At 29.5% G+C, this 16,593-nt stretch carries 13 protein-coding genes; all 13 read left to right on the top strand.

The genetic code is table 11. The annotated features are described in order from the left end of the window. The first annotated feature begins 652 nt into the window (after positions 1–652). The 13 genes from HMPREF9629_RS00350 to rpsF all read left to right on the top strand — a co-directional run bounded on the left by HMPREF9629_RS00350 (position 653) and on the right by rpsF (position 16,591). Positions 653–1,147 (top strand): pyridoxamine 5'-phosphate oxidase family protein, encoded by a 495-nt coding sequence (locus HMPREF9629_RS00350; protein WP_009524310.1) that lies wholly within the window; start codon positions 653–655, stop codon positions 1,145–1,147. 11 nt (positions 1,148–1,158) lie between these two features. Then, positions 1,159–2,457 carry a DUF1343 domain-containing protein gene (locus HMPREF9629_RS00345; protein ID WP_009524309.1) on the top strand — a complete coding sequence of 433 codons (1,299 nt, stop codon included), beginning with the start codon at positions 1,159–1,161 and terminating at the stop codon, positions 2,455–2,457. A gap of 245 nt (positions 2,458–2,702) precedes the next feature. Then, entirely contained in the window at positions 2,703–3,920 is a 1,218-nt protein-coding gene (locus HMPREF9629_RS00340; RefSeq protein ID WP_009524308.1) for an exonuclease SbcCD subunit D, read from the top strand. Between the two features lie 12 nt (positions 3,921–3,932). Then, on the top strand, positions 3,933–4,754 hold the full coding sequence (locus tag HMPREF9629_RS00335; RefSeq protein ID WP_009524307.1) for a DUF4261 domain-containing protein: 822 nt from the start codon (positions 3,933–3,935) through the stop codon (positions 4,752–4,754). 262 nt (positions 4,755–5,016) lie between these two features. Beyond that, positions 5,017–7,428: a leucine--tRNA ligase gene (leuS, locus tag HMPREF9629_RS00330; RefSeq protein ID WP_009524306.1), complete on the top strand. Its 2,412-nt coding sequence runs from the start codon at positions 5,017–5,019 to the stop codon at positions 7,426–7,428. A 201-nt stretch (positions 7,429–7,629) separates the two neighbouring features. Beyond that, positions 7,630–7,911 carry a hypothetical protein gene (locus HMPREF9629_RS11975; protein WP_009524305.1) on the top strand — a complete coding sequence of 94 codons (282 nt, stop codon included), beginning with the start codon at positions 7,630–7,632 and terminating at the stop codon, positions 7,909–7,911. After that, positions 7,895–8,878, top strand: coding sequence for a VanW family protein (locus tag HMPREF9629_RS00325; protein WP_009524304.1), 984 nt, complete (start codon positions 7,895–7,897; stop codon positions 8,876–8,878). The genes HMPREF9629_RS11975 and HMPREF9629_RS00325 overlap by 17 nt, the downstream gene beginning before the upstream one ends. A gap of 238 nt (positions 8,879–9,116) precedes the next feature. After that, positions 9,117–10,055 carry an Abi family protein gene (locus HMPREF9629_RS00320; RefSeq protein WP_009524303.1) on the top strand — a complete coding sequence of 313 codons (939 nt, stop codon included), beginning with the start codon at positions 9,117–9,119 and terminating at the stop codon, positions 10,053–10,055. Between the two features lie 18 nt (positions 10,056–10,073). Continuing rightward, positions 10,074–11,630: a murein biosynthesis integral membrane protein MurJ gene (murJ, locus tag HMPREF9629_RS00315; RefSeq protein ID WP_009524302.1), complete on the top strand. Its 1,557-nt coding sequence runs from the start codon at positions 10,074–10,076 to the stop codon at positions 11,628–11,630. A gap of 264 nt (positions 11,631–11,894) precedes the next feature. Next, positions 11,895–13,994, top strand: coding sequence for a DUF5693 family protein (locus tag HMPREF9629_RS00310; RefSeq protein ID WP_009524301.1), 2,100 nt, complete (start codon positions 11,895–11,897; stop codon positions 13,992–13,994). Beyond that, the gene (gene csaB, locus HMPREF9629_RS00305) at positions 13,987–15,069 is read left to right on the top strand and encodes a polysaccharide pyruvyl transferase CsaB (RefSeq protein ID WP_009524300.1); all 1,083 of its coding nucleotides are present in this window, start codon (positions 13,987–13,989) and stop codon (positions 15,067–15,069) included. The genes HMPREF9629_RS00310 and csaB overlap by 8 nt, the downstream gene beginning before the upstream one ends. Before the next feature lie 48 nt (positions 15,070–15,117). Beyond that, positions 15,118–16,161: an acyltransferase gene (locus HMPREF9629_RS00300; protein ID WP_009524299.1), complete on the top strand. Its 1,044-nt coding sequence runs from the start codon at positions 15,118–15,120 to the stop codon at positions 16,159–16,161. 139 nt (positions 16,162–16,300) lie between these two features. Then, positions 16,301–16,591, top strand: coding sequence for a 30S ribosomal protein S6 (rpsF, locus tag HMPREF9629_RS00295; protein ID WP_009524298.1), 291 nt, complete (start codon positions 16,301–16,303; stop codon positions 16,589–16,591). Positions 16,592–16,593 lie beyond the last annotated feature (2 nt).

The raw sequence follows: 16,593 nt of genomic DNA, 5'->3' as shown, positions 1-16,593 counted from the left end.
TTATAAATATAATTTTTTATCTTATAATATCAATAATTATTTTCACAAGAAAATTATATAGCAGAAATATATTATAAGTCAATTATTTTTTTAATATTTTTAACAAAAATTATACAAAAAACAATAAAGATATATTACTTATTTAAAATATAACACAAGATATATTTTGTGTAATTATTATAAATCCAGGATAAATTATCTACAAATTCGGAGATTAATTTTAAAATATTAAAAATATATTATTTAATTTCCGCTTAACAGTATTTATTGCAATATTTATATACTTGTTTAAAATATCAGTATTGTAACTTTATAATATGAGTAAAAAATGGATATTTATTTGTAATTTGAATATAATATTAAAATGTTATATAATGACATATATAAAATTGGGAATCAATATAAATACGTATAGTTAATTTAGTTTAAAATATGAAAAATGATTTTGCATAAACAGGTTTTCGCATAAAAATTTTCCATTCAGATGATTTTTAATACTAAAAAATAGTAATTTAACGAAAGTAAAAATCCAACACATATAAAAAGTTTTGCGCATAGCATTATAAATGGTGTTTAGTATAAGTTATTTTAAAAAACAATTAGCTATGTGATAATTAAACCATTTTAAAATTATTTTATAAGGAGATTTATTATGTTTAGAGAAATGAGAAGAAAAAAACAGCTTTTATCAAACGAGGATGTTATGGAGATTTTAGAAAAATCTACATCAGGAGTGCTTGCAGTTATTGGAGATGATGATTATCCGTATGCAGTTCCTGTAAGCTATGTGTACTATGATTCAAAAATATATTTTCACGGTGCGAAATCAGGACATAAACTTGATGCTATAAAGAAAAATGCAAAAGTTTCATTTTGCGTAATAGATAAAGATGATATTGTAAAAGAGGAATATACAACTTATTTTAGAAGTGTTATAGCTTTTGGAAAGGCATATGTAATTGAAGATGAAAAAGAGATTATGGAGTCAATCGAAAAGCTGTCTATAAAATACTATCCTGAAGACAGTGAAGAAAACAGAAACAAAGCAATAGAAAGAGAAAAAAAGGCTCTTTGTATGGTTAGAATAGATATAGAACACGTTACAGGAAAAGAAGCGATAGAACTTGTAAAAATGAAAAATAAATAAAAGGTGATTTTATGAAGAAAATAACAATTTTTTTAAGTATTATATTTTTTTGTCTAACTATGTGCATTAATTCATATGCTGATAATTTTAAGATAATTGATGAGTTTTTGGATATGTATATGCTTAATGACAAGACAAATATGAATTTAAGTAAAAACAGCTCTTCAAATGGTAAAAGTGATGTAATTACAAACAGCAAAGTTATTTTGGGCGATGAAATGCTGTTTACAGATGAATATAAGCATTTGATAGACGGTAAAAAGGTAGGGCTTGTTACAAATCAAACAGGAGTAAACTCAAAAGGAGAAAATACGAAAAATGTATTGTATTCATATAAAAATGCAAAACTTACATCTCTATATGCACCTGAGCATGGAATAGACGGAACTGTAAAGGCAGGAGATTATGTATCGTCATATACTGACAAAGATACAAAATTGCCGATTTATTCGCTTTATGGAGATACAAGAGAACCGAATGAGCAGATGCTATCCAATATTGATGTGCTTTTATTCGATTTACAGGACATAGGTTCAAGGACATATACATATATTTCAACTATGTATAAATGTATGGAGGCCTGCAAAAAATACGGCAAGACGTTTGTGGTATTGGACAGACCTAATCCTATTTCTTGTAAATATGTGGAAGGTTTTTTGCTTCAAGATGAAGCGAAATCATTTGTAGGAATAGACAATATGCCTATGGCACATGGTATGACAGCAGGAGAATTAGCGAGATATTTCAACAGGAATATAGGTGCAGATTTAAAGGTTGTAGCAATGAGAAATTACAGACGTGATATGATATGGCAAGATACAGGACTTAATTTCAAACAGACATCGCCGTATATACCTAATATAGAATCTGCATTTTGTTATATGGCGACCGGTCAATCTGAAAATATGGGCATAGGCATGGGGGATAATTTTACTTGGTCAGGTGGTAAAAATATAAATTCATCTGTGCTTGCAGATAAATTAAATTCTTACGGTTTGCAAGGAGTGGAGTTCATAGCGCTTAATAAAGGTCAAAGCGGAGGAGTAAAGCTTAAAATTACAAACTATCATACATTTAATCCGGCAAAGACAGGATATTATATAATGGCAACAGCCAATTTACAAAAAGCGTTGAATGTGAGTTTTTATGACAGTAAAGGAAGAGCTACTATGTTTTATAAGATAAGCGGGAATAAAGCTTTTGGCAATGCAATACTTGCAAAAAAATCAGCATATGAAATAGAACAGCTCTATAGAAAAAATGCAGATGAATTTAGAGAAAATACAAAAAAATATTATATATATGAATAGATTATTAAAATAAAAATAAGAAGAAATAGATTAATTCAATTAAATAATCGAATATATATACCAAGGAATTGTTTTTTTACAATATCATATGAAATATAAAAGATAAAATTTGTTTTTTTATGGTAATGAATAAAGATATATAGACAGATTTTAAATATATAAATATATAAAACTGCTCATATTTATGATAAAATATAAATATTGAGTGGTTTTTTATTTAATTTGCAAAAATAAAAGAGGTGAATATGAGGATACTTCATAGCAGTGATTGGCATTTGGGCAAGACGTTGGATGGATATTCAAGAATAGAAGAGCAGGAGAAGTTTCTTGAGTTTTTTGTAGAAAAATCAAGAGAAATTCAGCCGGATATAATAATAATTGCAGGAGATATATTTGACACATCTAATCCTTCAGCTATTGCAGAAAAAATGTTTTATGATGTTTTAACCAATATTTCATCTAATACTTCCTCGCTTATAGTGATAATACCTGGAAATCATGACAGTCCAAAAAGACTTGCAAGCGCAAAACTTCTTGCAAGGACACATGGAATCATAATATACGAAAATAATGATGATAAAATAGATATAGGTATGTATAAAAGTTCAGAGGTGTTGTCTTGTAATGATGGAGTTATAAAGGTAAAAGTGAACGGAAAAATCGCTAATATAATGGCACTTCCATATATAAGTGAAGCGAGGCTTAATGAAAATGTACAGGACTTGTTTGACAGTGAAGAAGAAAATGCAAGATCGTTTCAGACAAAATTTGAAGCCTTAGTTGGTAAAAAAGAAAAGTTTTTCAATACAGACGAGTATAATATAATAATAGCGCATCTTTTTACCACAAGAGCAAGACTTAGTGAAGATGAGATAGGCTATTCAATAGGTGGAGCATATGCTGTAGATGCATCAGCATTTCCAAAATCGGCAGACTATATAGCTTTAGGGCATATACATAAAAAACAGTGTATATCGGGAGTTGATAAGAGAGCATATTACTGCGGTTCGCCAATACATTACAACAAGACGGAAGTAAAAACTGCAAAAAAAGTAATATTGCAAGTGGATATACAAGAGGATAAGAGTATAGATTTAACGGAAATAAATGTTCCTATATACAAAAAAATAGAAATATGGAATGCAGAAAGTATAGAAGACGCCATCAAAATGAGTGAAGAAAAATCAGATGAAAGCTCGTTTGTATACATCAATATAAAAACTGACAGAATAATAAGCAATGAAGAAATAAGACAGATAAAATCAAACAAAAAAGATATAATAGAGATACGTCCTATAATGAGCATAGAAAATATAATAAGTACTTCTGAAAATATGCTTGAAAAAAGCGAAATGGAAAAATTCACAGAGTTTTATAAAGAAAAAAACGGTGCTGAACCTACTAAAAATATAATAGACAGATATATGGATATTATAAGTTATGAAGATGAAGAAAACATTTAAGAGGAAAAGAATATGAAAACAGGAGAAATTATGGATTTAAAGGATAATTTTAACAAAGACAATGTATTTACAGGGCTTTGTCTTATGAATATAAAAGAGTTTGAACTTAACCATATACTTTTAAATTTAAGACAAAGCTGGGGAATAAAAGTAAATGCGGATATGGAAGAATATGAAGAAAGTGAAAATTCGGTAGCATTTGCAATAGAAGATATGAATTGTTTTATAAATTTTATAGATTCCAAGATACCTGATGAAGAGATAACTTTAAAAGCGAGCTTTAATTATATGTTTGAAGACGGAGTACAAAGATGCAAGTCGCATAAAAGCTATTTGGCAATAGGAGTTGTAGGCGGAGAAAACAGAGTGAAATCTGCAATTTTATTCACGAAGATTGCCGCGGCCTGCTTGCAAGAATATAATATGATAGCAATTTACACTCCGTATAATGTTATAGAAGCTGATGCTTTCATAGATGAAGCGAGATTTATAAAGCAAGATTTTTTACCTATAGAAAACTGGATTTATATAGGTTTTATCAAGAATGAAGGAGACAGTTTAAGCGCATATACTATAGGGATGAAGGCATTTTTAAAAGATGAGATGGAAATATTAAATTCATATGAAGATCCTGAAACACTTAGGAACAGATTGCTTAATTTGGCATATTTTTTGATAGATAATGATACGGAGCTTTCAGAAGATGAGACATTGACATTAAAAGAGATAGACAGTGACGGGAATAATGTGTCGCTTGAATTTAAAGTAAAATATGATAAAGCTGTAAACGGTATAGGAAAAACTGTAAAAATAGAAAGACAAATTAAAAAATAGTGAATAATATAGAAACAGTGTCTATAAAAAATAATTTTTTTTGAAATTTAAAGATTTTTGTTATATAATAGAAAAGATATTTTAGAAATAATTTATGTAAATATGTTTTTTAAAATATCTTTATCAAATACATAAAATGATAAAATGGATTTATAGCGAATTTTAATTTATTGCGGGCATATTGCTTTTATAATTTATGCAATAATTTTTAACTTAAATTGTATATAAATATTATAAGCTATAATTTTTTTTGGAGGGAATAATGGATAAATACAATTTTAAAAAGATAGAGAAGAAATGGCAAGAAATTTGGGATAAAGAGGGAAGTTTTTATGCAGAAAAAGATAGTGAAAAACCTAAATTTTATCCGTTAGTAGAGTTTCCGTATCCGTCAGGACAGGGACTTCATGTTGGACATCCACGTTCATATACTGCACTTGATATAGTTGCCAGAAAAAAAAGATTGGAAGGCTATAATGTGCTTTATCCTATAGGCTGGGACGCATTCGGACTTCCAACGGAAAATTTTGCTATAAAGAATAAAGTTCATCCGAAAAAAGTTACAGAGGACAATATTGCAAATTTTAAAAGACAATTGAAATCTTTGGGGTTGTCATTTGATTGGTCAAGAGAGATAAATACTACAGATCCTGATTATTATAAATGGACGCAATGGATATTTTTGAAACTATTTGAAAAAGGTTTGGCATATAAGAAAAAGATGCCTATAAATTGGTGTACATCTTGTAAAGTTGGACTTGCAAATGAAGAAGTGGTAGGCGGAAAATGTGAAAGATGCGGTAGCGAGGTAGTAAGAAAAGAAAAAAGTCAATGGATGTTAAAAATCACCGAATATGCCGACAGACTTATCAATGATTTGGATGAAGTTGATTTTATAGAAAGAGTGAAGACACAACAAATAAATTGGATAGGTCGCTCATATGGAATGGAAGTGGATTTTGAATTTGCAGACACAAAGCTTACAGTATTTACTACGAGATGTGATACTATATTCGGTGCTACTTATATGGTGCTATCCCCTGAACACCCTATATTAGATGAGTTTAAGGACAGAATAAAAAATTTTGCCGATATAAAAAATTATAGAGATGAGTCCGCAAAAAAATCAGATTTTGAAAGAACTGAAATGGTAAAAGAAAAGACAGGAGTAAAAATAGAAGGTCTATCAGCTATAAACCCACTTACAAAAGAAGAAATACCTGTTTTCGTTTCGGATTATGTGCTTATGAGTTATGGTACAGGTGCAGTTATGGGTGTGCCGGCACATGATGAAAGAGACCATGATTTTGCAAAAAAATTTAATCTTCCTATAGTAGAGGTAATATCAGGCGGAGAAGATGTGAATGAAAAACCGCATATAGATAAGAGCGATAATTCAAAGCTTGTAAACTCAGGAGTTTATTCAGGTCTTACAGTAAAAGAAGGTATTGAAAAAATAGGAGAATATCTTGAAAAAGAAGGACTTGGTCACAAAAAAGTAAACTTCAAACTTAGAGACTGGGTATTTTCAAGACAAAGATATTGGGGAGAGCCGATACCTATAATACATTGTGAACACTGTGGTTATGTTCCTATGGATGAGAGTGAATTACCACTAAAATTACCGGAAGTGGACAGTTATGAACCTACAGATAACGGAGAATCTCCGCTTTCTAAACTTACAGATTGGGTAGAAACAACTTGCCCTAAATGTGGAGCAAAATCCACAAGAGAAACAGACACTATGCCTCAGTGGGCAGGTTCATCATGGTATTTTTTAAGATATACAGATCCTAATAATGACAAGGCCTTTGCATCAAGAGATGCACTTGATTATTGGATGAACGTTGATTGGTACAACGGAGGTATGGAGCATACTACTTTGCACTTGTTGTATTCAAGATTTTGGCATAAATTCCTATATGATATAGGTGTAGTGAACACAAAAGAACCTTATGCAAAAAGAACTTCACATGGTATGATATTAGGTGAAGATGGACAAAAGATGTCTAAATCAAGAGGCAATGTAGTAAATCCTGATGAGATAGTAGAGACATATGGAGCTGATACGTTCAGAACATATGAGATGTTTATAGGCGATTTTGAGAAAAAAGCTCCTTGGTCATCACAAAATATCAAAGGAAGTTATAGATTTGTAGAAAGAATATGGAATATGCAAGAGCTTGTAAGCGAAGAGCCTTCAAGCAAAGAGTTGCAAAAATCATTAAACAGAACAATAAAAAAAGTATCTGAAGATTATGAAAATTTAAAGGCAAATACAGCTATTGCTGCTATGATGGCATTTTTAAATGAAGTCTATGATGCAAAACGTATAAGCAAGGAAGATTACAATACATTGTTGATACTTGCAAATCCTGTAGCGCCTCATATCACTGAGGAGGCATGGCAAGTAATAAATGGAGAAAATTCAATGCTTAATAAGGCGAAATGGCCTGTATGCGATGAAAAAATGCTTTTAGAAGAAGAGATAGAAATGCCGGTGCAAATAAACGGAAAAGTTAAAGGAACAGTGAAAATACCTGTAAATTGCACTAATGATGAAGCGATAAAAAAAGCAAAGGAAACAGATATTATAAAATCATTATTAGACGGAAAACAAATAGTAAAAGAGATATATGTGCCTAAAAAGATACTTAATATTGTGGTTAAATAGTCAAATTTACAATAATATTTTATAAAAACAGATAAATGTAATTAATCTTATATATAAAATAGCAGTTGATTGATTTTATTATAATATTTATCAAAAGTTCAAATTAAAAAATATGAAAAAAGTTTATAAAAATGCTTTATTAATATTATAATTTGAAATTAATTGGCTGCAAATTTAACAATTTGTGAGAAAGTGAGTATTATGAAAAGGAATATATTAAAGACAGCCTTGTGTGTTTTGGCAAGTGTTTCCGCTATTTTCAGTAATAGTATAGCATTTGCAGACAACAATGCCGAAAAAACTGATACACCTGTAAATACAGTTTATGAAGATATAAAGTCGGATAAAGTGGAAACTGAATTTTCTAATGAAAATAATAATATTCAAGAAGGTATAGAATCTAATCAGAAAAATGATACTACGGAAAAACAGCTAAAACAAGAAAGCTCTGAAAAAAAAAGAGGATATGCCTCAAGTAGATAAACCTAAATTAGAGACAGTAAACAATTATTTTATAGGTACATTTAGGCTTTATGACGAACAAACAGGGAAAATTTATGATTTTCAAGCAAATAAAGCATTTACATACGATTATAAGCAAAAATTTCCTCCTCTCAAAGTAGATGAGTGGAGTTTTGATGTATTTACAGCACAGATAGAGGATTATTTTACAAATAAGCATTTAAAAGAGATATTATATCCTCAAAAGATAGGAAATACAAATAAATATAAGATTATTACAAAAAAACTGGGCGAAAAGAAGATAGACAAAGCAAAATTTAAAAACGAGCTTATGAATAGGGTAAGAATTGCAGATTATACTCCGTTAAAAGTACCGTTTATAAACAATGAGCAAATAGACAGCAATATACTTAAAAACGAAGTTGTACTATTCTCAAGCTATACTACCAAGTATAATGCATATGATACAGGAAGAACAAGCAATATTGTGTTGGCCGGAGAAGAAATAAACGGCACTAAATTGGCACCCAATGAACAATTCAAATATAATACAAGAATAGCACCGATATATCCTCATTTAAGAACAGCTAAAGTCATTTTAAATAATAAATTTGTAGAAGGAACAGGAGGAGGACTTTGCCAAGTATCTACAACACTTTTCAATGCAACACTTGAAAGCGGTTTGCAAATAGATCATAGAAGATGCCATACACTTCCGGTGCATTATGTGCCGAGAGGCAGAGACGCTATGGTTTCAGATTATAATGATTTTGTATTTAGAAACAATTTTCCACATGATATATATATAACTTATCAAAGAACAGCAAATGATGAGATAACATTTAATATATACGGTAACAGAGAAGATAAGAAGAATATAAAGATATGGACATCAGGCGGAGGGCTAAGCTATGTTCTTTACAGAGCTATAGAAGGTAGCACTGTAGAGGAAAAATTCTATTCTAATTATCAAACTCCAAGCAACTAAGAGCTTAAACACTTTTAAATTAAACTATACTTAAAATGATTTACGAGCAAAATTGTGGACATTTTTATAAATATCTGCTTTGCAGATATTTATAAAAGTGCCAAAGCAAAATATATTTGAGTCTCATATTAAAAATATATAGATTTTAAGTAGATAATAGTTTTATTTAATTATTGATTTCAAATTAGCTTATTTATAGTTTTTTTATATGTTTTAATTTATATATGGAGATTTTTATATGAAAAAAGTTTTTTCAAATGTTGGTGAACAGATTAACATATTGAAAAGTAAAAATTTGACTATAAAAGACGAACAAAAAGCAGTGGAGACGCTCGTACGCTCCAATTATTATGTTGTAATAAATGGATATAGAACACCGTTTTTGCTCGACAGAAAAGCGGGAGATAAGTCAAAATATATAACAGGCTCTGCATTTGAAGAGATATATTTTTTGTATATGTTTGACAGATCCATTAGAATAATATTTCTGAAATATATACTTATAATGGAACAAAATTTAAAATCTGCAATAAGCTATGAGTTTTCAAAAATCTATGGTTCTGAAAATTATTTGCGTTACTCCAATTTTGCGTGTGAAGATGAGAAAAATACAAAAGAGATATTCTTTTTGATAGGTTCTTTGCACAATGCACTCAGCAAAGCTATAGGAAAAAACGAGTATATAACATACAATATAGAAAAATACAACAATGTCCCTTTTTGGATATTGGCGAATATACTGACTTTCGGTGGAATAATAAATTTTTACAAGCTTATGAAGGATGAAGAAAAACAATATATTGCAAGAAAATATTTCAGGGTAAAAGTCCATGAATTAGAAACTTATATGGAGCTTTTAAATGCGTATAGAAATATATGTGCACACGATGAAAGATTATATAATGTAAAAGCTGCAAAGTTCTCTATTGCTCATAATGAATATCATACATATTTTGAAATAAATGATACTTCTGAAAATGGAAAAAAAGATGTATTTGCACTTTGTATAACACTATGTATGTTGCTTTCAAGAGAAGATAAGATGAAGATGATAAATGAACTTATTATGGCATTTGATGATTTGGATGAAAATATTGACAGCATACCTATAACTAAAATATATAATATGATGGGATTTCCGCATAATTGGAAAGAAATTAAAGATATAAATTTCTAAATTAATTAGGAGAAAGAATTGTCTGAAAAAAATAAAGCTGTGAAAACAGTAAGCTATATTATGATAATAACACTTGCAGGTAAAGTATTGGCGCTTTTAAGAGATATGATACTTGCAAGACAATATGGTAGCGGAGTTGAAGTAAGTGCATTTTTGACTGCGAGTAGGATACCGAGAGTTTTGTTTGACGCTATATTTGCGTCTGCTATTACTTCGAGCTTTATACCAATATTTAACAGAGCCTTAAAAGAAAAAGGAAGAGATAAAGCATATGAATTTTCTGATGTTTTTATAAGTGTTGTCGGAATGTTCATGGTGTTGCTCATGATTCTATCAATGATTTTTGCAAAAGAAATAGCCTATTTTTTTGCAGACGGTTTTGATGAAAAAATGCTTGAGCTTTGTATAAATCTGCTAAAAATATTACTGCCTACAATGATATGCACAGGTATTGCATTTTCGTTTGTAGGTATATTGCAGTCTATGGACAGATTTTTGATACCGGCATCTATAAGCGTTGTGTTTAATATTATAATAATTGTATATTATTTTACATTCGACAAAGTATTCGGTATATACGGTTTAGCCGTAACTTATCTTATCGGATGGATAATGCAGGTAATTATTCAAATACCGTCACTAAAACAAATAGGATATAGATATCATTTCAAACCTTATTTGGATTATCCATATTTGAGAGAAACTCTTATATTAATGGGTCCGGTTATGATAAGCACATGGGTTCAGCCGTTTAATATAATGATAAATGCAAAATATGCTTCAAGATTATACGAAGGTTCTGCGGTAGCTGCTATTGAATTTGCCAATAATCTTTATACTATGATAGCGAGTGTATTGGTATTATCAATAATGAATTTCGTATTTCCGCAATTGTCCAAACTCATAAATGATAAGAAACAAGACGAATTTAACAAAACTGTAAGCACAACTATGCAGGCAACTATGTTTTTAATACTTCCATTAATGGGAGGTGTTATGAGTTTGAGCAAAGAAGTAATAGGACTCGTATATGGAGGCAATAGATTTGATGAATTTTCAGTAAATATCACTTCAAGTGCACTATTTTTCTTTTCAGTAGGTATGATAGGATATGCCATACAGACTATTTTATCGAGAGTGTATTTTGCAAAAGAAAATGGAAAAGTGCCTATGATAAGTGCAGTAGTTGCAATAATTGTCAACTATGTATTTTGTTCTTTACTCATAAATAAATTTGAAGTAGGCGGTTTGGCGCTGTCCTCATCAATATCAGTTACTATAAATGCGATTATGCTTATAATACCATTGCAAATGGACAAAAACACCAAGCTTATAGATGCTGATTTTATAAAAGAGATAGTGAAGATTGTGATATCTTCAGTTTTGATGTGTATAGTGATATTTTTAATAAAGAAAATACTGCCTGGAGGAAATATAGGTGCTTCTAAAAAAATTATAAATTTGGCAATATTGTTTGTTGCAGGAGTATTGACATATTTTCTTTCAGCATTTATTTTAAAAATAAAACAGGTAAATTTTGTAAAAAATATTATAAAAAAGGGAAAAAATTCTTAAATTTAATATTTTATATTATTATCCAACTAAAAAGAGATATGTTAATATAATATTCAAATATGTTTTTTGTTACAGACCGAACACATTGTTAACATTGAAAGATATTTTAAGATAATTCTAAAATGTTTTGTGCTTTAGGAGTTTTTTATAAAAGTGTCGGGAATTTTGATTGCAAAACAATTTGAGCATATCTTAATTTTAAATGGATTTTAGTATTAAATCCTATAAATAAATTTATTATAAAATTTTTAAAGAGGTAATTGGATGAGGCTTAAAAAAATATATTTTGCTTATTTATTTTTAATGTTCATATGTCTGCTCGGCTCGTTAAAAGTTGTGTATGAGCGTATAAATGTGGAAAGCAATTATAAAACATATGAAACCGTAATGGAGCTTAGAGATATAAAGAGCATTGCGTCTGTTGAAAACAGAGATTATTTAGACGTAGCAAGAGAATTTACGGATATAGGTGTAAATTCTATATGTGTCTTTGAGGATACTATAGATTCGCTTAAATTGAATGAAAATTTTAAGATATCTACAAGGTATGACGGTTTAGACTTGGAGATAAATGGTACAAAATATGGACTTGAATACATTAAAAAAGGTCTTGAGGAAACTGTAAAAGATGGCAGAAAAATATATTATAAGGACGAAGATACACTGATAATAGAAGGCAGATTATCTGATTTTGCATATAACAGCTCACAGATAATGAGAGATTTTACAGGTAAGAGAGTTGCACTTGAAAACAACAAGCAGTCGCTTATAGAATATACAGGATTGGGGTTTGTGGACAGTGAACTTCAAGAGTTGAAAGACAATAAATTTTCTATAAATTTAAGACCTGTATATATAGGTGCGATACAAGACGAAAAAAAATCAATAGACAGATATATAAACTTTATAAAAAAATATTCTCCTAATCAAAGAATAGTTATATTTGGCGGAGAGGAAATATTAGGCGGAGAAGAAAATACCGATTATCTTGCTGAAAAAATGAAAGAAGCATCTTTGATACCAGTTGCAATAGAAACATCTGAGCAGGACGGAAATATAGACTTAAAAGGTTTGAGAGCTTTGACTCAAAAAATGGATTATCAGACAACGAGATTATTTTCAACTCTAACATATATACAAGACAGATATGACTATGGCATAGCAGGTCATAATCAAGGTCAAGAGATAATGAATTCATATTATAGAGCCATATCTGAAAGAAATATAAGAGTTATATATTTCAGAGCCTTCCATTACAAAGGAGGCCCTCTCATAACAGATATGAGTATATATAAACAAAGGTTCGAAGAATTAAATTCAAGACTTGATAAATTTTATGGCATAACACCTATAACATCAGACAGCTATGTAAAAACTATGGATAGATTTTTGACATCTAAATATATGAAATTATTAGCTACAGTTGCAATAATGGTAAGTGCCCTTATAATATTTGACAATATATTTAAAAATACACAAAACATTCAACTCGTATTACTTGTACTTGGAGTGATAGGCTCAGCAGGAATATATAAATTTAATATAAAGCTTGCTACATTTAATACATTTATGGCATTGTTCGGTACAATATCATTTGCTACACTTTCTATTGTATATTTACTAAGAGCTACAAAAAAATTTGAAGAAAATAAATCTTTAGAAAATACAAATATTTATAAACTATTTTTATTTGGAACTGTAGAATTGTTGAAATGTATAATGATTTCACTGATAGGAGTTACATTCATAGTGACTTTGTACGGAGATAGTGTATATATGCTTGAATTCAGTAAATTTTCAGGTGTAAAAATATCACAGATGTTACCACTTTTGATAGTGCCGTTTGCATATTTGAGCATAATAGGACTTGGAAAATATTTTGATAAAAACAGGTCACTTAAAGAACAAGTTGTAGAAACACTCCAAAAAAATGTAAAGGTATGGCAAGTGGTGTTGCTTTTTGCTATGCTTGGCGTACTCGGACTTATGTTGCTTAGAAGTGGACATACATCAAATGTTGATCCTTCGTCATCTGAAATACTTATGAGAAATATATTTGAATATATATTTCCTGCAAGACCGAGAAACAAAGCTATATTTTTGGGTTATCCGTCACTGATATTACTCATAATGTTAGCATCTAAGAAAAAATTCAGAGATACTTATATACTTTTTGCATTGGCAGCTACTATTGGACAAGCGGATATATTAAATACATTTTCACATATAAGAACACCGTTTCTTGTGTCGCTTTCAAGAGTAGGGGTAGAATATGCGGTAAGTTTTGTAATAACATTTGTAATAGTAGTGCTTATAGATATAATATGTAAAATAATCCAAAGAGGTAAGAGGGCAAATGCATAAAATATTGCTATCAGGCTATTACGGATACAATAATGCAGGCGATGAAGCCATATTAAAATCCATAATAGCCAATATAAAGAAAATAGATAAAAATGCAGATATAACTGTGTTATCGGATAATATAGAATTTACAAAAGAAAAATATAATATAAATGCTGTAAAAAGATTTAATCCACTTCATATACTAAAAGCATTATTACAATGCGATATACTTATAAGCGGAGGAGGCACACTTTTTCAAGATAAGACAAGTACACGCTCGCTGATATATTATACAAGCATAATAAATATTGCAAAATTATTCGGTAAAAAAGTTATGATATATGCAAACGGAATCGGACCGCTAAAAAAACAAAGCAATATAAAAAGAGTGAAAAAATCAATAGAAAAATCTGATATTATAACCCTTCGAGATATAAAAACGTTGGAAACTGTAAAATTAATGAAAGTTGAAAATGAAAATATATTTTTAACGACAGACCCTGTATTCTCTCTAAAACCTGACGATAATGCACAAGCATTGTTAAAAGAAAACAACATACCTTGCGATAAAGAATTTGTTGTAATATCAGTACGGTCATGGGATAAGCAAGGAGAATTTACAACAATATTTGCAAAAGCCTGTGATTATATAATAGAAAAATATGATAAAAATGTAATATTTTTTGCACTCCAATATCCACATGATTTGAAATCTACACATATAATAAAACAGAAGATGAAAAACAACTCGTATATAATACAAGATATAACACCTATGCAGATGATGGGTATAATGCAAAAAGCGACATATGTGATAAGCATGAGACTTCACGGGCTTATATTTGCATCGAGTGTATGTACACCGGTGCTGGGCTTCAGTTATGATCCTAAGATAGATAATCTTTTAAATCAGATAGATATGCCGGTGTGCAGTAAAATAGAAGATATGAGCATTGAAGATATGAAAAAATCTGTTGATGATATGGAGATAAATCTGCAATCATACAGAACAAAACTCGAAAACAAAATTGAGAAAATAAAGGAAATGGCAAAGAAAAATTTTGATTATATGAAATTAATCATAGAAAAATAAATTTTAAATTAAGATGTGCAAAAATATATAATGTTTAGTGAGAAAATTATGCAAAACAGAAGCGGAAACATAGATTTTATAAAAGCAGTAGCAATAATATTTGTTATAGGTATTCATTCTACAGCGTCAGCGCTTTATGACTATACTTTTGCAAGCAGGAGTTGGGGTATAGCGGTGTTTTACAGAAGTATTGTAGCACCTGCCGTACCGCTATTTTTTATGTGTAGCGGAGCACTGCTGTTTAATAAGAGTAAAGTTATAAAAATAGAAGATATTTTCAAAAAATATATTGTACGGATGATAACGGCATTATTTTTTTGGGCAAGCATATATGAAAGTATGTATATAATCTATAGACGTGTGCAAACAGGAGTTTTTGAACTTGAAGCCATAAAAAATGCCATAAAAAATATAATTTATTTCAATCATAATTATCAGTTATATTATATTTATATAATGGTATTATTTTATATTTTTACACCTATAGTAAAGATATTTATAAAAAATGCAAAACAATCGGAAATAAAATATTTTTTGATAGTTTGGGTGGCTCTCGGCATAGTGTTGCCGACATTTATAGGGCTTGACACTCAAGGAAAATTCAACAATCTTACTCAATATATAGCAATGCATCTCGGATATGCGTCAATAGGCTACGGAGTACTGGGGTATTATATAAACACAAATATAAAAAATGCCAAACATTATTTTATAGCCTTGTTTATAGGTTTTATAATAAGTTTTGGAGCAACATATTTATTATGTCTGCTTAAAAATGATATAAATATAGTATTTTGGGGAGGTATGTCTATAGGGGTAATGCTTATGGCATACGGTTTTTTCGGATTTGTTGTGAGTACAGGTTTTAGAATATATTCATCAAAAATCGTAGAAAATATATCCAAAGCGTCATTTTGTATATTTTTAGTGCATGACATATTTTTAAAGATAATGTTTTATAAAAATATAAATATAGTTAATTACCCGGATATAATAAATGTACCTGTCTTTATATTGATAGTATTCATTCCGAGCTATATAATATATGAGATTTTAAAACGCATAAAATATGTAAATAAATATTTGATATGATTATAAAATATATAAATTATTTAAAAGCACTTGAAAAAATTTTTGGAAAGTGATATTATAAATTGTTGTAATTTTAGAAAATTACACTTTCTGTTCTTTACAAGTTAAAGAACCAATAGTCCGAGGGAGGTGAATATCAATGAAAAAATATGAATTAGTTTATATTTTAAGAACTGACACAGATGATGAAACTAAGCAAAAAATCCAAGACAAGCTAAAAGGTATCATCGACACAAACGGGGAAGTTGAAGCTGTTGATGTATGGGGTAACAGAAAACTTGCTTACCAAATACAAAAATTGAGCGACGGCTATTACGTTTTAGTTAAGTTCAATGCAGGAGCAGAAGTTCCTAAAGAACTTGACAGAAATCTTAAAATAATGGATCAAGTAATCCGCCATATGATTATCAACGTTACTGATAACAAATAGGA

Source organism: Peptoanaerobacter stomatis, assembly GCF_000238115.1.
GTDB classification, from domain to species: Bacteria; Bacillota; Clostridia; order Peptostreptococcales; family Filifactoraceae; genus Peptoanaerobacter; species Peptoanaerobacter stomatis.
Note: the sequence above shows the minus strand (reverse complement) of the source record. Positions and strands in the feature narration are given on the sequence as shown.